This window comes from Bacillus cereus group sp. BfR-BA-01380 (assembly GCF_022663535.1).
Taxonomy (GTDB): Bacteria; Bacillota; Bacilli; order Bacillales; family Bacillaceae_G; genus Bacillus_A; species Bacillus_A cereus_BB.
This window is the reverse complement of the sequence record NZ_JAKUFS010000013.1, coordinates 1-22427: the sequence shown is the minus strand read 5'-3', so window position 1 is coordinate 22427 and position 22427 is coordinate 1. Positions and strand designations below refer to the sequence as shown.

Below are 22427 nucleotides of genomic sequence, written 5' to 3'. Positions count from 1 at the left end.
GAAAATAAGATGATGGGATTTCGGTATTCCGTTTCAATATTTCTAGCGTTTGCAACGAAATATTTTAGCTGATTGACAAGAAATATTGGAAGGAGAGGAGGAGTAATGAGTATGAAAGTCTCTAAATGGAGAGTATTTGGTAATAAGTGGTTTGTTGTTTATTTTTTAGGAGCAACCTTTTCAAAAATCGGAAGTCAAATTTATCGATTAGCTATCCCTTGGTTTGTTTTTGAAAGAACAAACTCAATTGGTTTAATGAGTTTAATGTGGGTTGTTGAAGTCGTACCTTTTGTAATTCTTGGACCATTTTTGGGAGCAATGGTAGACAAATGGAACCGCAAAAAGGTAATGATATGGTCAGATTTTGGTCGTTTTTTATTAGTGGCTATGTTGCCGTTATTATCATTATTTGGCACAGTTCCTATTGGGATAATATTTGTTATCGGATTTCTATTGTCAATCCTCACATTGTGTTTTGATTTAGTTGCGGACTTTGATATGTTGCCAAGGTTAGTAAAAGAAGAACAATTAACGTCTGCAAATTCCATTTACATAGGTATGGATAACTTAGCGAATCTATTTGGACCAGCTATAGCAGGCTTTACAATTGCCTTAGTAGGAACGATTCATGCAGTTTTACTAGATGTATTTTCGTATTTGTTTACGCTAATTGTAGTCATTATTTTGCCGATAAAATTGGGTGAAGTAGGGAGAAGTAATGAAAAGATGACATTTAATAAAGTGCTTAATGATGTAAAAGAAGGAGTCGTATTTTTATTTCATAATAGAATTTTGTGGGCATTAGCAGTCATAGGGTGTCTTTATAATTTGGCAGTGGGAGCGCTATATACAGTAATGACATTCCATTTAGCAAACGATTTTAATCTTAGTGCGTCTATTGTTGGAATGTGTATTCCATAATGGGAGCTATGGCTTTATTAGGATCTTTTATAGCTCCATTTGTAATCAAATATATGCGAATGGGATATGCGATTACACTTGTGGGACTAGTTTCTTTAATAGGAACAATTATACTTGCTGTATTTCATGATTGGCAGATTGCTATGCTTGGCTATGCAATATTGAATATCGGTGGGGTAATGTTAAATATTTATACATTTACAATTAGACAAAAAGAAATTCCTAATCAATTTATGGGAAGAATTAATGCAGCATACCGTATGATATTAACGGTATCTTTTCCGCTATCTGGAGTTCTGTTAGGAGGACTAACCTCTGCTTTCGGAGCAAAAATAGCTTTTATGGCAGCTGCATCGATTATGTTTGTTCTTATGTTATTTATTTTCATATCGAAGTTACCGTTTTACCGGGAAGGTATTAAAGAAAGATCTAAAACTGCAATTTAGAGTAAATAAAAATCTTGATAAATTTTGATAGGTATTCAATTTATAAGTGTCTTTTGCCCGTTTGTGTATCGAGTCATTTCATTATGTGTGAAAAAAGAGTTTAATTAATTTAATATTTATGAGATAAGACGATCCAAGAACTAAAGATTGTAATAATTGTAAGCGACATTAGAAGCCGAATGATTTCAACGGTAGTAAGAGAAACAATATTATATTGAATTAACACTAATGAAATCATAAAATAACTTAGTACTGCAACTCCCGAAAAATACATTCCTTTTTGTTTAATTAATTTAACCCGTTCATCTTCATTTTTAAATTGAGGATATAGATATCCTCCTGTAAATCCTAAGAAAGCTAAAGCTCCCCACATTAATAGTTCTATAAATGATACTGAATCTGTCATAATACTGAGAACTAGCCTTACACTTAGTATAAATATAAACAAACAGCCTATAATATAAAAGTTTCGTCTAGAGGTCATAGATAACACCTTCCTTATCATTTTTTTAATGAAGCAGTTTTACTCTAAAAAGAAAATATTTTCTATATATGTATTAAATACCTTCCCAATTAATAAGGCTAAAGGCAAAGATGGGTTATATTTTCCTTTTTCGATTGATATAATTGTCTGCCTAGACACGCCGAGTAACTCAGCTAATTTGTCTTGTGAATAGCCCTGTTTTTGTCGGAATTCTACCAGTTTATTTTTCAAATACCCATCACTTCTTTCATTTATAGACATAAAACCTATGTAAAGCAAACTTTACGTAGGTTTTACCACATTATAGTGTAAAGGATGCTTTACGTCAAGTGTGCTTTACATAGGTGGTTAAGAAGTGGTTTCCAATTTAATATTAGAAATAATGGGGCTCCTCAAAAAAGGGTTTTTAATTACAAGTCATGTCATTTCTTATGTATTCTACACCTAATTTGATATTCAACTTTAGTCTGTTGTTTGATAACCGTTTTAATGATGGGACAACAGTAGATATTAAAGAATATAAAGTGAATGAATTCTTTTTTGAGAGGATGGCTAACATCTCACAATTGTTTTTACATGTATATCAAATTGCACTTACGCAAGATAGCATACTTCAAGTAGGATTTTACGATGATAACCATTGTATATTTGAGAGTTATCGAGACTTAAAGGTTAAACATTTTATTTCACAACGCATCATGTTTTTCTTATTTTTAGAAATATTGCTAATTAATGTATTTGGGCTTATATTATTAGAGTGCATAATTTTCTGTTTTTTAAATTTTCAGGTACTTATCTTCTGATTTATGTATTGATTTGTAAAGGAGTTATCTTATGGATTATAGAATTGTATTTTTTGATGTTGATGGAACCCTTACACATCATGAAAATGGTAGTATTTCAGATCATACGAAAGAAGCTATAAAATTATTGAAAAATAAAGGGTTAAGGGTAGTTGCAGCAACAGGAAGACCGTTATCTATGTGCGATGAAATAAGAAAATTAGGAGTAGATACGTTCATCACAGCAAATGGAGCTTATGTGAAGCACAATCAAGAGGTTCTCCATAAAGTACCAATGGATAAAAATATCATTCGAGAAGTGGTTGAATTTGCAAATATCGAGAATAATGGGCTGTCGTTCTTTACAGAAGATTTTAGTATGAATGGTGTAGAAGATATAGAAATATTAAAAGCATTGAATGAAACGTTGTCATTGAATGCTTATCCAACTATAAATAAACATATTTATAATCAAGAGGTCTATTTGATGTGTTTGTATGCTACTGATGAAACAGTAGAGAAGTACATTCATAAGTTCCCACATTTAACGTTTAGCAGATGGCATCCTTTTGTGTTAAATGTATTACAAGAAGAAGTATCCAAATCTTTAGCAATCAAAAGTGTCTTACAGTATTTTGACATTGATAAATCAGAGGCTATTGCGTTTGGGGATGGTGGAAATGATATAGACATGTTGGAATTAGTAGGACTCGGGATTGCTATGGGAAATGGGAATGAACAATTAAAAGAAGTTGCAGATTTCGTCACGAAAAAGTCAAGTGAAGATGGGATTGACTTTGCTCTTAGAAAGTACGGAATTATTTAAGTATGAATAAAGAACGGCCATTTTTTGTTTGGAGTGATTTCTTTGATAGATTTGTTTCAATATAATTGGCAAGTTAGAAGAGAATGGTTTAAGTGGTGTGAAACAATTTCGAGTGAAGAGCTTACGAAAAAACGTACTGGTGGTATGGGGAGCATTATACATAATTTATTTCATGTGATTGATTGCGAACAATTATGGATTAATCAGATGCAAGGAACTACTGCTATGAATAAGGACATAAATACGATTTCTAGCCTAAGTGATGTAAAAATTTTTTCTAATATAACCAAACCAGTAACAGAGAGCTTTTTAGAGTGGTATGCTCTTGATTCCAATGAGAGAATTTTAGAAGTTAAGAGTAAGAATGGTAATTCATTTTCATTTACTTATGAAAAAATTATTCGTCATATCATTACTCATGAAATTCATCACATTGGACAATTGTCTGTTTGGTCACGAGAAATTGGCATCAAGCCTGTTCCATCTGATTTATTAACAAGGAATTATGTAGGAATCTAGCTCGCTTTTATTTCCTCATAGAAAAAAGCAATCGGTTGAACTATAAAAGTTGAAATGAAGCCCCATAGGACAAGCATAAGGAATTTATTAGTGATTTCTAGAAGAGGTCTTATAAAAATTAATAAACAAATTAGTACATGAAAAAGAAAATAGATCAGAAAAGATTTTTTGTTACATGTAATGTTGTATCGCAGTTTGGGCAAACAAGATTACGAGAGTTGTTTCGGAAAAAGAGGGTTTTCTTCTTTATTTTGTTGCGGCATTTGGGACATGTTTTCATTTCTATTCTCGTTACGTTTATAAAGGAGGGTCGGTAATGAAGAAGGCATTTCCCATTTTCCTTTTTATTTTAATGTTTTTAGCTGGATGTAATTCTGATACAGTTAATTCGTCTCTTTACAAAGGTAAGAACTTAAACATCGGTATTATAGGGAATGCTCCAAAAGTAAGAGAAGAAAACGTGAAATTCACAACTATAACTTTCGCTGAATTAGAAGAAGGGAAAACACTTGCATCTAAATTTGATGCCGTTTTTATCCCGCATTAACGGGCAGTAATACTCCCACCTCAAAATTCGGCGAGAGCATTGTCCAGCTCTAGCGGCTAGAATCTCCGGTCGTTTCGCCCCCTCGGACGAGGCAAAAAGCGCCTCTCTGTCGGGTGCTCCAACGTCCTGCGATTCTGAGCGAGCCGCTTCCGCCTTTCTTAAGAAGTTAGGTGGGAGATAAACTGCCCGTAAAAGCCCGATTGGTGAGGGCTTATAATCAGTGGGGGATGAAGAAAACCCCCACTGATTAAAGTTTCACTTTATCAAGAAGGAACATCTGTCAGAAGCTGCCCATAGTAAATACGCGAAAGTATATAAAAAGGCAGGGATTCCATTTTTCTTTATTGAGACTAGAAAATCATATATTCCATTCGTTGATGAGAAACTATCCTACGAAGATTTCCCAGAAGTGGAATCAGTTGAATATGCCACAGGCTATTTTCAAGAGGGTGAAAATATTCAAAGTTACGGTTATGGACTATACAATGATAAGGTAAATGAAACAAACATTAAGGATGATTACTCACGAATGTTTAGTACAATCGAGTCCATAAAAAGAGGAAGTTATAATAAATGATAACCGCTTTGATTTATGTCAAAGCGGTTTCGTTGTTCCCTTATTTGTAATTATGTATTAAGCTCGTTCAAGATATCTTGTACACGTTCTTTTTTAAAAACAAATTTGAAGGATTGATTGTCTTTTAGTGAAACTTGAATTGCTCCATTTAGCACGCCGTTTACTTCTTTGCATTCTGTTATATCGGAGCGGTGAATTCCAATGGCGAGTTGAATTTCTGAATTTAGTTGTTGTTTATACACAAGTAATTTTTTGTTTGTTATCGCTAAAACTATTGGCATATTCTCTTTCGTAAGCCAAGAAATTTCAGGAAGAAGTTTCATAACCCAATTAGTAGGGGCAGTTCTTCCTGAAATGATATCAACAATTTGCTCATTGTGTTCTAGATCTTGTTTCACTCTCTCTTGATACTTAACCATAATACTCATTTTTACTTCTCCTCTCAGACTATAATTTCTAGTTTCATTCATCTTTAATATATTCTAGGAGAACAATGGGTTCAATCTTTTAGACCAAGTTGAACTATATACTTACCAGTACACACAACTTGATTAGAACCACAATGAATGCAAGGGTAGCCATCTTTATTCTTACGTTCAATTCCTTCTTGAAATACAGATACACTGCACTGGCCGAAAAGGACGCAAGAGAATTCTTTTGAAGGATGTTGTTCTACTGAATTAAAATTTTTATTCTCAACTATTAATTCTCTTAACGTCTTTTGTTTTTACTTGTTCAACTCAAGCCATCCGATGGTTGAATAAGTAATCTTTTATACATGTAATGTTGGAATTTATACTCTTTTAACTTGTTCAATCTTTAATCCGAAAATTTGCGGAGGTTCAACATTGTTGTTCTGTAAATAAGTAGATAACTGCCCACGGTGATGTATTTCATGTTCTATGAATGCCATCATAATCCTCCCTGAACTTACCTCATGACCATGCATAGTGGGAATTCTTTTGGTTAAAAGATCATTGCCTAGAATTAATAAGCCTTTTATAAATTTAGCATGACACGCTTCTAAATAATGAGTAATTTCTTCTATAGTTTCCCCTTTATTTCTATCATGCCCAGGATAGATCCAACCCTTTTGCTCTAATATATTTAAATACATTAGCTGAGAAGAACCTAAATGTCGAAATAAATCTCCCGTTGAAAATTTATTTTCTGTTGGTTTCCATTCTAAAGTAAAACTTGGAGTAGCTTTCACATATTGCATGGTACGCTTTCGCACACTATTCAAATACTCTATATATTCATTAATGTTGTGAATCATAATTCATCACCTCCAATATACATTTATTCAAATTTTCCTAGTTTTTGACGAAAGTAATAAAAAATTTTCCTTCTTATTAAACAAAATTGCCCGTTACTTTAAGTACATTTCTTCATAAACTCTTCTTGGGATAGCGCCATCAAAACGTGGATTTTGTACGCTAAGCATATATAGAATGACTTTGATGTGGTAAAATTTGTTATAAAAGGAGGCGGAGTAAAGTGATTGCTGGGTTTATTACTTGTATAGTTGTTGCTTTAATTATCATTATTATAGGTTATCAAATCCATATAAAAAAGAAACTGTGGCTCATTGCAGGTTATCAAGAAGATAGCTTTATTGGTGATAAAGATAAACTAGCTAAGCTATTCGGTATATTCTCTTACATAGTAGGTATTGCTACTTGTTTATTACCTTTTGGACTGGAATTTTTGGGTGGAATTAGCGGTATTATATATGCAGTTTGTATATGTGTAGGGACAGTAGCAATTTTGGTGTGGACACAAATAATAAATAAAGCATTTTAGAGGTAGCAATTGTGCCATGAAATTTATAAAGCTATAACGAAAATCAAAACAACTCTAGGGGTTTCCCACGAGTTGTTTTTTTGTTGTTATATTTTCACAATAACAAGGGTCTACAAGCTTCCTTATGGATATGTTTTATATTTAGGGAAGCTTGGTGACGAACTAACAAATCCTTGTAAGAATACACACTAATAGGTGGGGGAAGTGAACAATTCGAGAAATGAACCGCCTCATCTAAAATTTTTTCCCATTATGGGGTCATCTTACATGCCCCCTAGAAGACATCGCATTCATTTCTGTTGACTTTATCAATTCTTCGGTAGTATTTGCAATTGAATTCATGTTATCACAAAGATAAAAAAACATGTTGTATATTTTAGAATTGACATAACATTTATATTAATCTTATACTGTTAGTAACATATTACTGTTAATGACAGTATACTGTTGTTAACAGTGTTAATTTTAATGTTATGTTAACGAAAAAAATTTTTTACATTTAAATTAGGAGGTTATATATTTCATGAAACATACAGGAAGACACACAGGTGCATTTCTTTTGCTGTTTTTAACAGAGGGAGATTGCTATGGAGGGAAACTTCTGCAGAAATGTGAAGAAGAGCTTCCCATCAATCCAATTGATAGTGCCATCATATATCGCACACTAAAAAAATTAGAGAAAGAAGGTGCTGTTGAGTCTTATTTGGATACAACTGATCAAGATAAGCCGATAAAGATGTACAAAATTACTACAGTTGGAAAAAGAAAATTAGAAGATTTTCAAATAGATATTGAAGAAAAAATTAAGAATTTATCATTTTTCTTAAACAAATATAAAGAATGGAAGGAGTCTGATCATGATTAATGGTGTTATCCTTTACGCTATCGCTATTATTCTTATCAGTATTTCTTTTATAAAGGATCGAAATAAAACAAAAGATGCTCTACTAAAGTCATGGAAAATGTTTCGTAATATTATACCTGACATGTTATCAATTATGCTTTTCGTTGGACTATCACTATCTATATTAACGCCATCACTCATTTCTTCAATCATTGGAGAAAAATCTGGATGGATAGGTATTGTTTATTCGACAATAATTGGCTCTGTTGCACTACTTCCAAGCTTTGTTGTATTTCCTCTTGGACATACATTAGTCCAAAATGGCGCTGGTCTTCCTCAAGTAGCTGCATTAATGTCTACATTAATGTCAGTAGGAATCACAACTTTACCTATGGAACAAAAAATATTTGGACGAAGTTTTGCTTATTCTCGCAATGTATCTGCAGTAGTAATGTCTCTCATATTTTCATATATTATTTGGGTGGTGATGGTATGAATGAATTAAGAAAGTATCGTTTCTTTTTCATTTTATTAGCTGGTCTCATTATCCTAACTCTTATAAACCAAACGGTGGGATGGAAGGCATTTCAATTAACAGGAAAAAGCATTTTAGATATGCTGCTTTTACTCCCTCCTGTCTTAATATTCGTAGGTTTGCTTGACAAATGGGTGGAGAAAGAAACGTTAATTAGATATATGGGGGAAAAATCTGGAATTTATGGCGCCTTATTTTCTCTATTATTAGGAGGAATTGCAGCTGGCCCCCTTTACGTGGCTTTTCCAATTGCGGCACTTTTATTAAAAAAAGGAGCAGGCATACGGTACATTGTATTTTTTTTAGGAGTTTGGACAACTGCAAAGTTACCGGTTATTGTATATGAATTTGCTTCATTTGGAGTTAAATTTACACTCATTCACATTTGTTTTGGTTTATTATTTTTCTATTTAATGGGTGTTATTTTTGAAAAATTTTATGACCATCGACAATTGTTAAAGTATGATATAACGAAAGAAGTTTAGATTTAGATCAATGAGTCTTTAAGCTCCTCAATCCCAGATTCTTTTGTAACTGTAGATTTTAAATAGCATTTGATCAAAAATACTGTGTAGGTATGTAGGATTCTTATGTTCAACAAACAGGCAAATTGTTAAATTAAACGAAATCAAATCAATGTTCCTGTTGCACATCGCTTGATGAATGGTGTTTGAAGTCAGATAATGAGGAGAATGAAAAAAATGGGCGTAACTATTAAAAAATTCACAGGAGAAGACCTGGATTATTCTGTTATCATCAATGATCGATTCACAGTAGATTCGCTTCTTTTTTTAACAGCAACGGAGCATTCCATCCAGTATACGGTGAAGAAAGTCCTTCCTTATGAAAAACAGTATTCGGAGGATCTAGATGATCTACTTGACTTCCAAAAATACATTAATCATCCAGATAAAGCAATATTCTTGGCGATTGAAGGAAATGATATTGTCGGCCTGGTTATAGTAAGGCGAAACTGGAATGAGTTTGCTTACATCGAAGACATCAAAGTAGATCAAAAATATCGGCGACATGGTATCGGCCGCCTACTCATGGATAAGGTCAAAGATTGGGCTCAAGATAACCGAATGGTTGGTATGATGTTAGAGACACAAAATAACAATGTAGGTGCATGTAAGTTTTATGAACGCTATGGTTTCTGTATTGGTGGCTTTGACAAATATGTCTACAAAGGCATCAATCAGCTGAGTGACGAAATAGCGATATACTGGTATTTTATATTTGAGTAGATTTCTATAATAAAGTCATATAAATGGTATTATTCTTTAAAGTCAAAGGTAGGAAATGATCAAACTTTGTTTTAAACTAACAATTGATTTTTACTTGTCTTTTTTCGTTCTAGTGCTGAGGAAAAAGTGTTCATTTCTGTCATACGGTCACATTTGCTTATTCGTTGTCATAATTACTTGGACATAAGGAAATATTAAACATACTTTATACACAACATAAAGTGAAACTTTAATCAGTGGGGGGGGTTCTTCATCCCCCACTGATTATTAGTTGAACCAATCGGGCTTTTACGGGCAGTTTATCTCCCGCTTAACTTCTTAAGAAAGGCGGAAGCGGCTCGCTCAGAATTGCAGGGCGCCCACGCACAGGGCGGAGAGGCGCTTTTTGCCCCGTCCGAGGGGGCGAAACGACTGGAGATTCTAGCCGCTAGAGCTGGATAATGCTTCCGCTGAATTTTGAGGCGGGAGTATTACTGCCCGTTAATACGGGATAAAATGAGGGATAGTGTGAAAAGAAAACTATTGATTAGCATGTTTCTGCTTATCATTTTTTTTATATATACTTATGCTTATATGACAAGAGAAGAAGAACACCCCTTGACACAAGCTAAAAAACTTTCTGGAAAGGGGTGTATCATATTAAATTACCATCGAATTCGTCCTGGTAATGCCATCATCAAATATCTTGCGAAAGTAAGTGGAAACCTAGAATTAACAACGTATTCTGTTTTTAAAGATGATTTTATGAAGCAAATTACATTTTTACAAAAACATCAATTTCAATTTATCACACCAGAAGAATTATATGATTACATAGATCAACAAAAAAAAATGCCTTCCAAATGTGTGATGATTACATTTGATGACATTGATCAGAGTGTTTATCGTTATGCGTATCCCTTTTTAAAACAACAGCAAATCCCTTTTACAATTTTCATCATTACAGGGGAAGTAGGAAATCCAAATTTTAATGGATTAACCATGATTAACTGGGATCAAATTTTTGAAATGACACGATCAAATCTAGTAACAGTGGGGACACACACTCATCAATTACATTACATTGAAAAAGATGAGAAACCACCTTTTTTAAAAAGTGAAAATATATCTAAATTTATTACAGATTCCAAACGAGCAAAACAAGTTTTTTATGATCATTTCGGGTATGAACCAAAATATTTTGCATATCCATATGGATATGGGACACCACAGACAGATAACGTATTATTATCTGAGCGATATGATTTACTATTCACTCTATCACCAGGAATCGTTAATCAACATAGTTCCCCTTTTTTTATTCAAAGAGTATTAATTGATGATGTTTCTTGGGAAGTGATACAAAATTGGGTCCATACAACTTCATGAAACATGCAGTATATGCTAGGCATCCAATGGGAATTCTATTTCTATATATGTTTCCGTTTGGAAATATATATTCTCTTCTTTCGTTAAATGAAAAAAATGAGCTGTCATATATGCATGTTGTTCTATATTCCAGACTTGTCTTTTTGTTTTGGACTGGAAATTATAAGACCTATACGTATTCCACAGAAACATGAAAAAAAATGAGAGAATACTCCATGCCAAAATAATAAACATCATGATTCGAATATGTGATTGGCTTGTATTCAACAAAAATAATAGGAATTCCGTATACTCCATATTCCATTTGAAACAATTCATGATAATAAAAATACCAAACATTATAATATACAACCATAAAAAGAATGATATGCTATATTGTAAAAATTTCATTTTCGTTAAATTCAAATCGTATACAATTATTTCGTTTGTTGTAGACCTCTGTCTGGACTTTCCCATACTGCAAATTTTCCTTTCTTTTTTGTTAAAACTTTCATAATAGCCACTAAAATCACAAAAACATTCACATACCAATAACATATCGGATACCAAGCAGCCCACAAATATTCTTTTATTAAATTCACATCATATTTTTTATCTATCATAATCGCAATGAAAAATTGAAACACGCATATCATCGATAATATCCCTGATGATACTGTGAATAATTTTAAGAAATCAAATGTAAAAGAAATATTTATGAAAAGAGTCACAGTCATGAGGAACCATACGATTGACCATACAATACTTACGAGCTGTTCTATATAAATGATATATAAACTTTTATATTTCCAATTTAAAAAGATATCCCTATGTTTAATTAAAACTTCTAACCCGCCTTGTGCCCATCGAACTCTTTGTTTCCACAATCCATATAGGGTTTCGGGAACTAACATCCAACAAATAGCACGGGGCCCATATTTAATCTGCCAACCTTTCTTCTGTAATTTCCAAGTCACCGCAATATCTTCCGTCAAAATATCTCGATCCCATAATTGACAATCTAATAATGCTTGTTTTCGAAAAGCAACAACGACACCCGAAACCGTCATTATACTTCCATATATACTTTGTGTTCTTTTAATCATGCCAACTATGCTTGAAAATTCGGATATTTGGATTTTACTTAATAAGTTATTCCGATTTCTAACTCTCGGATTTCCAGTTACTGCACCAATATTGTTTCCTTGATTAGCAGTTGAAAAATGTGGAATCATATGTTGTAACGCATGTACATCTAATATCGCATCTGCGTCTATGCAAACTAAAAAATCGCCTTTAGAAGCTAATAATCCGGCATGTAATGCATTGGCTTTTCCGAAATTTTTTTTCACATTGATACATCGCAAGTTCGGATATTTATCAATGAGTTGTTTCACAATAGAAACAGTTTGATCTGTACTTCCATCATTTATCACAATAACTTCATAATGGGGATATTTTTGTTTCATTACATGATCGATCGTTTCTCGAATTGTATGTTCTTCATTGTAACAAGGTATTAAAATTGAAACAAACGGTGTTTCATCTCGAAATCGTATTTGTTTAGATTCTATACAAATATAAAATATAATAGCACCTACCATCCAAATAATGGACATACAAATCGGATACCATATTACAAATTCAGATAGAAAAGACAGCATATTATTTACACCTCTACAGGTTTATTTCCAAAGAAATGTTACTTTCTCCTATACTAGGATAAATGATTTTTTAACCAATCACTATTGTTAAATAACACCAATCCGTTATTGCTTTCCAACTATTAAAAAACAATCCAATGATTTTTGTTTTATATTTATTTTCCAGAGGGGGACCCTCATTCCTTGAATCGTTTCCGTACCCCTTAAAGGCTTGCTTGCAATGAAAATATCTAGGGATAGAAAAAATACTTTGTAATCGCTTACATATTGTTATACTATGAAATTACGATAATAAATTATCATGATAATTTATTATTATCGTAATATATACCGTTATTTATAGAAAATTAAAGATGAAAACAATTAATTTTTTGCGAAAACTTGTTCATCATTCCACATGATGGGTAGTTGAAAGACAGGGGGAGCAATTTGTGAACAAGAATAGTATCTTACGTGTGTTAGAGAAAGAATTAGTCGTTGCTTTAGGGTGTACAGAGCCAGTGTCGATTGCGTTAGCCGCAGCTACTGCAAGAGATTATATGAAGGGCGACATACAGTCAATCGAAGTACTTGCAAGTACAAATGTCATTAAAAATGCAATGGCGGTTGGTATACCAGGAATGAAGGCTACTGGAATTGCCTTTGTTGCTGCTTTAGGAGTGTTAGCAGGAGATAGCAAAAAAGCTTTAGAAGTGTTAGCCGGAATCTCAGAAGAAGATGAAGAACAAGCAATTTCTTTAGTAGAAGCGGGGAAAGTGTCTGTAGAATTAGCAGATACGTCTAAAAAGCTATACATTGAAGTGAAGCTTACGACAGACGAGGGATATGCAAGGGCTATTATTCAGGATAATCACACATTTATCGCATTAGTAGAAGCGAATGGGGAGCTTGTTTATAAGAATGGATGTGGAAATACACACTTTGCCACTTCTGAAGAAGAACGTGATGAACTAACGATTCCAGAAATATATGAATTTGTTATGACTGTAGATGTAAAGGAATTGGCACTTGTAAAAAAGAGTATTGAACTGAATCGTAATGTGGCACTAGATGGTTTGTCGAATGAATATGGCTTACAAGTTGGAAAAACATTAAAGGCAAATGTATTGAAAGGAATTCTATCAGATGATTTAACAACTCATGCGATGGCATTAGCAGCTGCTGGTTCAGATGCACGTATGGCCGGTTCGACGATGCCAGTAATGGCTAACTCAGGAAGTGGTAATCAAGGGATTGCCGTAACGATGCCTGTAGTAGCCGCAGGTGAGAAATTAAATGCTTCGGAAGAAGAGCTAATTCGTGCTGTTACGTTAAGTCATTTATTAGCGATTTACATTAAAAATCAGTTTGGACGTTTGTCTGCACTTTGCGGTGTAACAGTTGCTGGTGCAAGTGCATCGGCTGCTATTACGTATTTATTAGGTGGAGATATTGAAAAGATAAAATATGCAATCCAAAATACACTTGGAAATGTGACAGGGATGATTTGTGACGGAGCAAAAGCAGGATGTGCGATGAAAGTAGCAACTTGTTCAAGCGCAGCTGTACAATCTGCACTGTTAGCCTCACAAGGAATGTGTATCTCTGCTACAGATGGATTTATCGAAGCAGATGTTGATAAAACAATTGAGAACTTTTGCCGATTAGGAAATGAAGGTTCACCGAATATGGATAAGATCATGCTAGAGATGATGATTAATAAAAGAAAATAGTAGTGATGTATCTATCGTGGTCCCAATCACTATGAATCAGGCAATTATACCTTCAAAAATGAGTATGAAGGTACTATTGATTGTTTTCATGGTAAGGAAATGATTCTAATGGACGGTCAACAAGTATATGAATTAAGGTACAGCGGTGGAATAAATCGGTGATCATAACCTTACATACGGACACTTAAACTGCTTTTTTATTCCTTATAAAGGTGGCAGTCTATAGTAATACTAATCGTAACATTAGTGATACTATGTGACATAAATGTGCCTTCTTACATCATTTGATTTTGCAATTTATAATGTAAAGAGAAGCTCAATTTTATCAAGCGGAGGAAATGAATATGAAAGCAGTTGGTTTATTGGAATATTTACCTATCGAAAATGAGAACAGTCTAATTGATATTGAATTACCACGTCTGATACCGAAAGGAAAGGATTTACTTGTGAAAATCCATGCTATTTCGGTTAATCCTGTTGATGTAAAAGTTCGAGCACCAAAAGATAAAAAAGAAGAAGAATATAAAATACTAGGATGGGATGCTAGCGGCGTTGTTGTAGAAGTTGGAGAAGAGTGTACTTTGTTTCAACCAGGTGATGAAGTTTTCTATGCAGGAAGCATTATTAGACCAGGTACATATAGTGAATATCATCTAGTGGATGAAAGAATTGTGGGAGCGAAACCGAAAAATTTGACTCATGCCCAATCAGCTGCCATTCCTTTAACTGCGATTACAGCGTGGGAAGGGTTGTTTGAACGTTTAGCAATTGATGTTAATAATAAGGAAAAGAATGAACTGAAAAATATTTTAATCATTGGCGGTGCCGGTGGTGTAGGTTCTATTGCCATCCAATTAGCAAAATGGGCTGGCCTTAACGTTATTACAACTGCCTCTCGAAAGGAAACGAGAGAATGGGTGGAAAGTCTAGGTGCTGATTATGTTATCAATCACCATGAATCATTTAAAGAACAATTATCGCAAATGGAAATAGATGAAGTGGATTATATTTTCTGCTTAAATAATACAGATCAACACTGGAACGGTATGGCAGAAGTAATCAAACCGCAAGGAAAGATTTGTTCGATTGTAGAAAATGAGAAACCGTTAGAGTTAGGGTTATTAAAAAGTAAAAGTGCTACATTTGTTTGGGAATTCATGTTTACAAAATCTATGTACCATACGGAAGATATGATTAACCAGCATCTTTTGTTAAATCAAGTTAGTGAGTTACTAGATCAAAAAGTGCTTAAGACGACTTTAAACAAGACGTTATCACCAATTCATGCGGCTACTATTAGAAAAGCGCATGCGATGATTGAAACAGGAAGTACGATTGGAAAAATCGTTTTAGAAACATTTTAAAAGTATATATGTGAATACTGACGAGATTGATATATGAAGAATGGAGCTGTATGTGTATTATAGCTCCATTCTTATATGATTGAAAATTATCTTCAAATAAACAGTTTGTATAGGTTTGAAATACTGCTATTAAAATTGATAAACCAACAAAAAAAGCTTTTCCTATGGTAAATTAAATAGTTGTTTTATAAAAAAGTTGGATTGATTTGTATTCCTTCTTTAACTAACGTACTGACTGATTTGATATTCTGCTTTAAAAAATTTGTGGTTTTTCAACATATAAACCTAAAATATATCCACAATTCAAACAAAAATATGAAGATATTGGTGAAGATTGACTTCTTGGATTTTTATAGGAAAGCATATGAACTACCCCGTTGCCTGCTCTTATAATCCCTTTCTCAATTTGATTAGCATTACACTTAGGACATACTTTCTCTTTCAACATTTTTCACTCCATTCCTTTATTCAACTTCCATTTACATGTATATTTTAACAAGAATTTGAAGTGTGTTGCTCCATTAAACTGTATCTTTAGTTCCTTAAGGTTAAGCCGGAAATTACAAAGAGTTTTCAGTTCATCTTTTTTCAAAACCACAGTTCACTCACTTCTAATATGTTAAACTCCCGCATATATGTGAATTTGAAGTAGAGTCACAATGTTTAATAGCAAGAGCCGATCCTGAAAATAGGTAGTGTCGGCTTTTTCCAATTAATGTACAATAATAGTGTGAATATTCATTTTATATAAATTAAGGGACGAATTCTTTTCATATTTATGATGAAATAAAAGTGAAACTATAAATTCTGAAGGGGTAATTGGTATGAAAATTGCTATAATGGCTGACATTCATGGAAATAAAGATGCCTTACAAGCTGTACTAACAGATATTAATAACCGAGGGATTCAATCTATTTATAATTTAGGAGATAGCCTATATGGTCCTTTATTTCCGCTGGAAACCTATGATCTTTTAATGAACCAAAATATTCAAAGTATTAAAGGAAATTGTGATCGAATTTTATTAGAACCTAATACGTCTAATTTAACAGTTCAATATGTACAAAATTTATTAAAAGATGAGCATAAAACGTGGATTTCTAATTTACCTAATTTCTTACAAACAGACGATTTTTATTTTTGTCATGGAACACCGACAAGTGATGAAATATATTTGTTAGAGGAAATGAACGCTAGTGGATCAGTGCTTAAAAAGACAGAAGATATTATGAAATTAGTAAGTGGTATTCCACAAAGGCTTATTTTTTGTGCACATACACATATACCAAGAGTCATTTATCTTCCAAATGATAAAATAATTATTAATCCAGGAAGTGTTGGGCTCCCCGCTTATGAAGATGAATTACCAATCTATCATAAAATGGAATCAGGTTCACCATTTGCTAATTATACAATTGTTACAAAACAAGAAAATGATTGGATGATAGAGCAATTACATATTCCTTATAATCGAGATGGAGCAATTAACAAAAGTGAAATAAACGGTCACTTAGATTGGGCTAGAGCAGTGAAAACAGGAAGAATATAAACTTTTATAAACTGAGAAGTATGATGATGATAACCTTTAGCCATAATTACGACTAAAGGTTATTTTAGTATAAAAAATTAAACAAATATAAAATTACAAGGAGACAAATTTATGGAAAATAATAAAAATGTAATACTCGCTTTGACTGTTTTTGCTTTAGGTTTAGCATTTTTTGTTGGTGGCATGGTTTATTCATTATGGGGATCATTTTGAATGCTTAAATTGTCGGTTTGAAACAAAGATGCATCGTTTGTAAGTTATCAAGACCTAAATTGTAAAAAGTCATAAAAAATAAAGGGTGATACATATTAGTCATATATAATATGTATCACCCTTTTACTTCTTGCTCAGTAATCACGCCCGATTGTGGAAGATCATAAGTACATGTCTTATTCAATTAATCTGTCGTTAGTTGAAATAAAGTCGTACCGTTTATAAAAAAGTTATACTGTTCTAAATAAAGTTAACGCCATCCTTTCCTATGATTCTACAGAAAGAATAGCGTATTTTTTCATTTTAGGGAGAATAAATGACTTGTTTTGATTAAGTATCGATTATCCAGTATTAGCTTGGTTTACTTATCTTCAATTTTTGTGCTGACGGTGGACAAGTTAAATTGTGCTCATAAATTTTTTTATTAATCATTTCAACCATTGCAGTAGTTTCTTCCTTTTCTGTGCATGTATGCAACTTCTCCTTTAACGTATCAATCTCTTTCGAAAGCTCAATCCACCTCGGCAATATATGATTATCTTTCATTGTTTTATATAACTGTTTTTCTGGATTATAAGAGAGACTATTATCCATTTGTAATGGCTTTCCTTTACCTACTAAATCATCAAATACACCTTCTTTTTGCGAGCGTTTAATAATCGAACTAATATGATCTTCATACGTAAATGACCATACCTTTTCATCTTTTACTAGAATCTCTTGTTTCTTTAACGCCTTATCTAATTCTTTTTCTCTATCTTTCATATGTTTTCTCCTCCCTTTTTATTATTTCATAGGTATTTTAAATTGTTGTAAGGACACTAATCCATCAGCAAACTGTTTATGCCACCACAATACATCGTGACCATCAGGGAATTCAACATAGGTGCTTTGATATTCTTTTTCTTTTAGTACTTGGGGTCTCGTCAACATTTCGGAAATTTTGTACGGTAAGCGAATTTTAATATAAGATTTACTCGTTTCCTGTACGCTAAGACATTACCAAAAAGGGTAACAGTCTTAATCAAAGGAACTTTGTTTTTAGGAATGAGTTTTGGTGCTATAATTTAACCATTTTTAGAGTGTATGTAACTTCTTTTAATGAAGCACCGAAAACTCGTTTATGGGACTTGAATATTTACTAAAGGTATCTTTCTTTGACACAGGAAAATTATTCTGCCTTTGAAATTAACGGGATTAAAATTAATTATTTGAAAGATCAATATATTCTTCTATATCCTTAATAATTTGATTAACAGACTGCTGCCAAAATTGTGGATTAGAAAGATCAATATGAAAGTAATGGTATACTAATTCTTCAACTGGCCTTTTTCCAGTTTCACTTAAGAACCTTTTATATTTCGAATTAAATTCACTACCATCCTGTTTTGCAATGGCTAACAGACCTAAACTTAATAGATAGCCAAAAGTATAAGGATAATTATAAAAAGGAATGTTAGGTTCATAAAAATGCCCATATTTTATCCAAACAAAAGGTTGATACTGTTCTAAGCTATCACCATAGGCCCTTTTCTGGGATTCGATTGATAATTCCTCTATCTGAATAGGGCTTAATGGACCATCTTTACTTTTTTCATAGAAAAGTTGCTCAAATATAAATGACCCTCGAACTGCCATTAAATAATTTAAGCTACTTTGTATTTTATAGTTAAGTAAAGATTGTTTAATTTCTAAATCACTCGTAACGGTAATTAAATGATCCACAAAAATTAATTCAAATAAAATAGATGAACACTCTGCGATACTCATTGGAAAATGTTCTTTTAAAAAAGAAAGTGAAGGAGCATCTTTTAACTGTTTAAAATGCCATGCATGTCCGATCTCATGTGCTAGTATCCTTGCACTCTCTATCGTTCCGTCGTATCGTAAAGAAATTCTAGATTCCCCCTCACTTAGAAAAGGAGCACAAAAACCTCCAGGAGGTTTATTCGTTCTTGGCTCTGCATCTACCCAGCCGTCTGTTATTGCATGAAGTGCAAATTGAGCAATTTCATCGTCAATATTTTTAAATGAATTGAATATTTCTTCTACGGCTTTTGAAAAAGGCATTTTACTTTGCTCATTTTGTTGAGAAGTCATTAGTTGATGCCATGTTAGCCTTTCCACATTATTCTTTTTAAAGTCTAGAAAACGAGTTAAATCTTTTAAATTCTTATCTATTGTCTCCCACATTGTAAAGAGTGATTCTCGAGAAATTTCATTTGAATGAAGAGAATCTGATAATATATCGTCTTTTTGTAGGGCATCGTTTTGAGACAACCGTAATCGTGCAAAGTTATTAAAAACGGTACCAAAAAGATCCTTTTCCTTATCCAATTTACTTGTTAGAAGCTCAAACGCTTTCATTCTATTGATAGGGTCATCATGATTCATAGCTAAATCATTCACTTCACTAAAAGAAACTATTTTTTTATTATCATCATCAATAAGTTCAATTTCTAATTTGTTTTTAAGCTGAGTGTACATATCTTTCCAATAATTTAATTCATTTCTTGTAAAATTTATCATTTGTTCTTCAATACCAGTATACATGTTAGTAGATAAATCAGAAATAAAGGGTTGTACAAAAGGGAGACTATACCATTCCTTCTGGATTTCAACAGGAAGTTTACTTATATATTTTTTCCAATCTGATAATAAAGAATGCACTCCGTCTTTGAGAGAAGTTATATTGCTATGCAATGAAGTAAGAATAGAATGATCTTTTGATTCAGAACTAAGACAGTAACAATAATATTCCGCCTTTTCAAGCCTACTGCGGACTTTGGAGAAGATTTGCAGCATTTTTTCATCGATAAAACTTTCAGAGTTGAATTTTGAATACGTCTCTTCTTTTAAATAATGAATTAAAATTTTAATTTCATTTAATTCATTGGATAAAGTTTGATTCAATTCATTTGGATATAATCTTTGTAAATTCCAACGTGTAGGCTCATGAGAAATTTGATTCATAAATACAACCTCCAATAGCATTTTATTGAGTTCTTCAAAATAAGAACTTATTTATAGTTCAACAATATCAGAAATATATAAATTTGTAAATAAATTCAGAATTTTGGACATTGTTCAATTGTTATATTTTTTGATATTCTATAATTAATATCCTAGTAGGAGGTAAGTAATGTCATATCGTGTAGCATTAGATGATTCAATAGTTTATGAATTACTTTTAAGCTTTTTATTATATAAAAGGAGGAAAAATCTGAAATATTTGTATAAAGGTACTAGTTGGATTGAAAAGGTTGATGCTAAACTAACTGATGAATATAAAAATAAACTTGAACAATTTGAAGATGTATCGTTTGGGGATGTACTATGCTTAATAATTGAAGGGTGTCCTCAAAAAGATGATATTCATTCATTTTTAAATTGGTTCCAGAAAGCATCAATAACCACATTGTATGAATTACTAGCGCCACACTTAAAAAAAGAAGATTCTCATCTTTTACTTAATCTAGAAAATCAAAAAAATAATTATTTTTATTTCCTGTCGGAGTGGTATAACCAGTACTTTAAATTTGAGAATATAGAGAAAGAAATAACTAATGAGGCTTCAAAATTTAATGGAAAAGCCGAAACATATTTACCAGAAGAGTTGGTAGAAGAGTTTGCGACTGGCCTTAAAATAGAAATTCCAACAATTAAGCACGTTGTTCTAATTCCTTCTCTTCACTTTTGTCCGCTCCATACTTTTAGTATTTTTAAAGAAAAAATGTTTGTGTGGTATCCTGTAAGTTTTGAAGAATCAAGAGAAAAAATATGTAACATTTCAAAAGCGCTAGCAGATCAAAAACGTTTAGATATACTTCAGCTCCTTTCAAGAAATAAATATAAATTTACGGATATTTTAAATTATATAGGCGGAGCTAAAGGGAACCTCCATCATCACCTTATGATATTGCGATCAGCAAACCTTATACGTGTACATCTATCTAGTAATAATCAATTCTATCTCAGTACACGTACAAAATTTGCTACTGAATTAAAGGAGAAAATAATAGATTTTATTCAAAATGCTGATGCATAGCATTGTTTGTGAAACCAAGTACTAAATTTAAAGAATAATGGAATGATCAAAAGCTGAGGTTCTTGGCGTACGGGGAATTGGTTTTTCTATGTGAAAAATCGCTTAGTGTACGAAATTCGCGTTTTGTTGGTGCTACCCATGCCCGTCAAGCTAAGATTTTGAGCCCCCCATAATGAAAATTTAACCTTTTTACAGTTATTTGTTATTTATGAGAGTTTGGCTCATTTTTTCGTTTGGGTAACAAGGAATTTCTTAGCTTGATGGCGATATGGCTAGACCCGTTTGTTATTTGAGCGAATTTTTAAAAATATGTTTATGTTATAATTAATTATATAAAAAATATAAAGGGAATGGATATATCGTGCAGACTATCAATATTAGACACTTAACTGATATCTGTTTAACATATCAACAGTCTAGATTTTATGTTAAGAGAATACCTAGTAATTTCTTATCTATTACAAAGAAGCAGTTCGCTATACCAACAGAAGATCATATTTTTGCTTTTTTAAGTTGTAGTCTTTTTAATTCTGGAAAAGCTGGTGTCTATTTTACAAGTTCAGGATTGTATTGGAAAAATAGTTTTTTATCTAATGGGAATATAAAGTGGGATCAATTATCTCGAGTACAAAAAATCGAGTGTACTAAAGGGACATTTCTTTCTTTTGACTCTCAAGAGATGTTTAGTATTGGGGGAAGTGACTATCCAATAACATTATTTAAAGAATTAATTGAAGCCATTAGAGATTCATTCCATCATTCAAAAGATTATGATATCCAGCCTATAATACCAGTCAATCAGGTGAAAGAAACATGTATACTTTTTGAAACATATGGTGAATTATTAGAAGAAGATAATGGTTTATATATAAATAATCATATACCTGTTTTTTGCAAGCAGAAAGTACAGAGAATTGCAGCGAAAAATGCAGAGGCTTGCAGTTCTCTTTTTCTTACATATTTGTTTCTGCAGTCGCAAAAGAAAGGGCGTTTCT

At 32.5% G+C, this 22427-nt stretch carries 24 protein-coding genes and 2 pseudogenes; 17 read left to right on the top strand and 9 right to left on the bottom strand.

The window, feature by feature from the left end; translation table 11 throughout:
- Nucleotides 1–111: 111 nt before the first annotated feature.
- Nucleotides 112–921 carry an MFS transporter gene (locus tag MR076_RS13485; protein WP_242221336.1) on the top strand — a complete coding sequence of 270 codons (810 nt, stop codon included), beginning with the start codon at nucleotides 112–114 and terminating at the stop codon, nucleotides 919–921.
- A gap of 8 nt (nucleotides 922–929) precedes the next feature.
- Entirely contained in the window at nucleotides 930–1367 is a 438-nt protein-coding gene (locus MR076_RS13480; RefSeq protein WP_242221334.1) for an MFS transporter, read from the top strand.
- Nucleotides 1368–1476: 109 nt separating this feature from the next.
- Here MR076_RS13480 and MR076_RS13475 read toward each other — a convergent pair whose 3' ends face one another.
- The gene (locus MR076_RS13475) at nucleotides 1477–1851 is read right to left on the bottom strand and encodes a hypothetical protein (RefSeq protein ID WP_242221332.1); all 375 of its coding nucleotides are present in this window, start codon (nucleotides 1849–1851) and stop codon (nucleotides 1477–1479) included.
- Between the two features lie 39 nt (nucleotides 1852–1890).
- Nucleotides 1891–2082 carry a helix-turn-helix transcriptional regulator gene (locus MR076_RS13470; RefSeq protein ID WP_277928470.1) on the bottom strand — a complete coding sequence of 64 codons (192 nt, stop codon included), beginning with the start codon at nucleotides 2080–2082 and terminating at the stop codon, nucleotides 1891–1893.
- A gap of 603 nt (nucleotides 2083–2685) precedes the next feature.
- Between MR076_RS13470 and MR076_RS13465 the strand changes: the two genes are divergently transcribed.
- From MR076_RS13465 to MR076_RS13455, 3 genes are all read left to right on the top strand, one after another.
- On the top strand, nucleotides 2686–3459 hold the full coding sequence (locus tag MR076_RS13465; RefSeq protein WP_242221328.1) for a Cof-type HAD-IIB family hydrolase: 774 nt from the start codon (nucleotides 2686–2688) through the stop codon (nucleotides 3457–3459).
- A 42-nt stretch (nucleotides 3460–3501) separates the two neighbouring features.
- Entirely contained in the window at nucleotides 3502–3978 is a 477-nt protein-coding gene (locus MR076_RS13460; RefSeq protein ID WP_242221326.1) for a DinB family protein, read from the top strand.
- Nucleotides 3979–4294: 316 nt separating this feature from the next.
- Nucleotides 4295–4525, top strand: a complete 231-nt coding sequence (locus MR076_RS13455) for a hypothetical protein (RefSeq protein WP_242221325.1) — start codon at nucleotides 4295–4297, stop codon at nucleotides 4523–4525.
- A gap of 627 nt (nucleotides 4526–5152) precedes the next feature.
- On the opposite strand, the gene MR076_RS13450 is transcribed toward MR076_RS13455, so the two are convergent.
- The 3 genes and pseudogenes from MR076_RS13450 to MR076_RS13440 all read right to left on the bottom strand — a co-directional run bounded on the left by MR076_RS13450 (nucleotide 5153) and on the right by MR076_RS13440 (nucleotide 6381).
- Nucleotides 5153–5530, bottom strand: a complete 378-nt coding sequence (locus tag MR076_RS13450) for a hypothetical protein (protein ID WP_242221323.1) — start codon at nucleotides 5528–5530, stop codon at nucleotides 5153–5155.
- A 74-nt stretch (nucleotides 5531–5604) separates the two neighbouring features.
- A pseudogene (locus MR076_RS13445) lies at nucleotides 5605–5805 on the bottom strand (IS1595 family transposase); the annotation flags it as partial.
- A 90-nt stretch (nucleotides 5806–5895) separates the two neighbouring features.
- The gene (locus tag MR076_RS13440) at nucleotides 5896–6381 is read right to left on the bottom strand and encodes a DinB family protein (RefSeq protein WP_242221321.1); all 486 of its coding nucleotides are present in this window, start codon (nucleotides 6379–6381) and stop codon (nucleotides 5896–5898) included.
- A 221-nt stretch (nucleotides 6382–6602) separates the two neighbouring features.
- On the opposite strand from MR076_RS13440, the gene MR076_RS13435 reads away from it, so the two are divergent.
- The 6 genes from MR076_RS13435 to MR076_RS13410 all read left to right on the top strand — a co-directional run bounded on the left by MR076_RS13435 (nucleotide 6603) and on the right by MR076_RS13410 (nucleotide 10902).
- Nucleotides 6603–6908 (top strand): DUF3784 domain-containing protein, encoded by a 306-nt coding sequence (locus MR076_RS13435; RefSeq protein ID WP_242221319.1) that lies wholly within the window; start codon nucleotides 6603–6605, stop codon nucleotides 6906–6908.
- A 523-nt stretch (nucleotides 6909–7431) separates the two neighbouring features.
- Complete coding sequence (locus tag MR076_RS13430) at nucleotides 7432–7773, top strand: PadR family transcriptional regulator (RefSeq protein ID WP_242221317.1); 342 nt, start codon at nucleotides 7432–7434, stop codon at nucleotides 7771–7773.
- Nucleotides 7766–8248 (top strand): hypothetical protein, encoded by a 483-nt coding sequence (locus MR076_RS13425; RefSeq protein WP_242221315.1) that lies wholly within the window; start codon nucleotides 7766–7768, stop codon nucleotides 8246–8248. Before MR076_RS13430 ends, MR076_RS13425 begins: the two co-directional genes overlap by 8 nt.
- Nucleotides 8245–8772: a permease gene (locus tag MR076_RS13420; RefSeq protein WP_242221313.1), complete on the top strand. Its 528-nt coding sequence runs from the start codon at nucleotides 8245–8247 to the stop codon at nucleotides 8770–8772. Before MR076_RS13425 ends, MR076_RS13420 begins: the two co-directional genes overlap by 4 nt.
- Nucleotides 8773–8988: 216 nt before the next feature.
- Nucleotides 8989–9534, top strand: a complete 546-nt coding sequence (locus MR076_RS13415; RefSeq protein ID WP_242221311.1) for a GNAT family N-acetyltransferase — start codon at nucleotides 8989–8991, stop codon at nucleotides 9532–9534.
- A gap of 597 nt (nucleotides 9535–10131) precedes the next feature.
- Nucleotides 10132–10902 carry a polysaccharide deacetylase family protein gene (locus MR076_RS13410; protein WP_242221309.1) on the top strand — a complete coding sequence of 257 codons (771 nt, stop codon included), beginning with the start codon at nucleotides 10132–10134 and terminating at the stop codon, nucleotides 10900–10902.
- Nucleotides 10903–11318: 416 nt separating this feature from the next.
- Here the strand turns inward: MR076_RS13410 and pgaC are convergent, their stop codons facing one another.
- A complete protein-coding gene (pgaC, locus tag MR076_RS13405; protein ID WP_242221308.1) occupies nucleotides 11319–12545 on the bottom strand; it encodes a poly-beta-1,6-N-acetyl-D-glucosamine synthase in 1227 nt (408 codons plus the stop codon).
- Nucleotides 12546–12976: 431 nt separating this feature from the next.
- Here pgaC and MR076_RS13400 point away from each other — a divergent pair, with 431 nt between their 5' ends.
- From MR076_RS13400 to MR076_RS13390, 3 genes are all read left to right on the top strand, one after another.
- Entirely contained in the window at nucleotides 12977–14257 is a 1281-nt protein-coding gene (locus MR076_RS13400; protein WP_242221306.1) for an L-cysteine desulfidase family protein, read from the top strand.
- Nucleotides 14258–14266: 9 nt separating this feature from the next.
- Nucleotides 14267–14419 (top strand): DUF5680 domain-containing protein, encoded by a 153-nt coding sequence (locus MR076_RS13395; RefSeq protein WP_242221546.1) that lies wholly within the window; start codon nucleotides 14267–14269, stop codon nucleotides 14417–14419.
- A gap of 182 nt (nucleotides 14420–14601) precedes the next feature.
- A complete protein-coding gene (locus MR076_RS13390; protein ID WP_242221304.1) occupies nucleotides 14602–15621 on the top strand; it encodes a zinc-binding alcohol dehydrogenase family protein in 1020 nt (339 codons plus the stop codon).
- Between the two features lie 253 nt (nucleotides 15622–15874).
- Here the strand turns inward: MR076_RS13390 and MR076_RS13385 are convergent, their stop codons facing one another.
- Complete coding sequence (locus MR076_RS13385) at nucleotides 15875–16069, bottom strand: acetyltransferase (RefSeq protein ID WP_396021700.1); 195 nt, start codon at nucleotides 16067–16069, stop codon at nucleotides 15875–15877.
- Between the two features lie 376 nt (nucleotides 16070–16445).
- Between MR076_RS13385 and MR076_RS13380 the strand changes: the two genes are divergently transcribed.
- Nucleotides 16446–17171, top strand: coding sequence for a metallophosphoesterase family protein (locus MR076_RS13380; RefSeq protein WP_242221300.1), 726 nt, complete (start codon nucleotides 16446–16448; stop codon nucleotides 17169–17171).
- Nucleotides 17172–17735: 564 nt separating this feature from the next.
- Here MR076_RS13380 and MR076_RS13375 read toward each other — a convergent pair.
- Together MR076_RS13375 and MR076_RS13370 are read right to left on the bottom strand one after the other, a co-directional pair.
- Nucleotides 17736–18149, bottom strand: a complete 414-nt coding sequence (locus tag MR076_RS13375) for a DnaJ family domain-containing protein (RefSeq protein ID WP_242221299.1) — start codon at nucleotides 18147–18149, stop codon at nucleotides 17736–17738.
- A gap of 438 nt (nucleotides 18150–18587) precedes the next feature.
- Nucleotides 18588–20357 (bottom strand): M3 family metallopeptidase, encoded by a 1770-nt coding sequence (locus MR076_RS13370; protein ID WP_242221297.1) that lies wholly within the window; start codon nucleotides 20355–20357, stop codon nucleotides 18588–18590.
- Between the two features lie 169 nt (nucleotides 20358–20526).
- Here MR076_RS13370 and MR076_RS13365 point away from each other — a divergent pair, with 169 nt between their 5' ends.
- Both MR076_RS13365 and MR076_RS13360 read left to right on the top strand, forming a co-directional pair.
- Entirely contained in the window at nucleotides 20527–21432 is a 906-nt protein-coding gene (locus tag MR076_RS13365) for a winged helix-turn-helix domain-containing protein (protein WP_242221295.1), read from the top strand.
- Between the two features lie 361 nt (nucleotides 21433–21793).
- A pseudogene (locus tag MR076_RS13360) lies at nucleotides 21794–22427 on the top strand (hypothetical protein); the annotation flags it as partial.

Excerpts from the sequence above, each read along its gene's own strand:
- MR076_RS13430 (WP_242221317.1), top strand. The coding sequence starts at position 7,432 with ATGAAACATACAGGAAGACACACAGGTGCATTTCTTTTGCTGTTTTTA.
- MR076_RS13455 (WP_242221325.1), top strand. The coding sequence starts at position 4,295 with ATGAAGAAGGCATTTCCCATTTTCCTTTTTATTTTAATGTTTTTAGCT.
- MR076_RS13365 (WP_242221295.1), top strand. The coding sequence starts at position 20,527 with ATGTCATATCGTGTAGCATTAGATGATTCAATAGTTTATGAATTACTT.
- MR076_RS13425 (WP_242221315.1), top strand. The coding sequence starts at position 7,766 with ATGATTAATGGTGTTATCCTTTACGCTATCGCTATTATTCTTATCAGT.
- MR076_RS13485 (WP_242221336.1), top strand. The coding sequence starts at position 112 with ATGAAAGTCTCTAAATGGAGAGTATTTGGTAATAAGTGGTTTGTTGTT.
- MR076_RS13385 (WP_396021700.1), bottom strand. The coding sequence starts at position 16,069 with ATGTTGAAAGAGAAAGTATGTCCTAAGTGTAATGCTAATCAAATTGAG.
- pgaC (WP_242221308.1), bottom strand. The coding sequence starts at position 12,545 with ATGCTGTCTTTTCTATCTGAATTTGTAATATGGTATCCGATTTGTATG.
- MR076_RS13465 (WP_242221328.1), top strand. The coding sequence starts at position 2,686 with ATGGATTATAGAATTGTATTTTTTGATGTTGATGGAACCCTTACACAT.
- MR076_RS13415 (WP_242221311.1), top strand. The coding sequence starts at position 8,989 with ATGGGCGTAACTATTAAAAAATTCACAGGAGAAGACCTGGATTATTCT.
- MR076_RS13420 (WP_242221313.1), top strand. The coding sequence starts at position 8,245 with ATGAATGAATTAAGAAAGTATCGTTTCTTTTTCATTTTATTAGCTGGT.
- MR076_RS13440 (WP_242221321.1), bottom strand. The coding sequence starts at position 6,381 with ATGATTCACAACATTAATGAATATATAGAGTATTTGAATAGTGTGCGA.
- MR076_RS13380 (WP_242221300.1), top strand. The coding sequence starts at position 16,446 with ATGAAAATTGCTATAATGGCTGACATTCATGGAAATAAAGATGCCTTA.
- MR076_RS13390 (WP_242221304.1), top strand. The coding sequence starts at position 14,602 with ATGAAAGCAGTTGGTTTATTGGAATATTTACCTATCGAAAATGAGAAC.
- MR076_RS13475 (WP_242221332.1), bottom strand. The coding sequence starts at position 1,851 with ATGACCTCTAGACGAAACTTTTATATTATAGGCTGTTTGTTTATATTT.
- MR076_RS13450 (WP_242221323.1), bottom strand. The coding sequence starts at position 5,530 with ATGAGTATTATGGTTAAGTATCAAGAGAGAGTGAAACAAGATCTAGAA.
- MR076_RS13370 (WP_242221297.1), bottom strand. The coding sequence starts at position 20,357 with ATGAATCAAATTTCTCATGAGCCTACACGTTGGAATTTACAAAGATTA.
- MR076_RS13375 (WP_242221299.1), bottom strand. The coding sequence starts at position 18,149 with ATGAAAGATAGAGAAAAAGAATTAGATAAGGCGTTAAAGAAACAAGAG.
- MR076_RS13480 (WP_242221334.1), top strand. The coding sequence starts at position 930 with ATGGCTTTATTAGGATCTTTTATAGCTCCATTTGTAATCAAATATATG.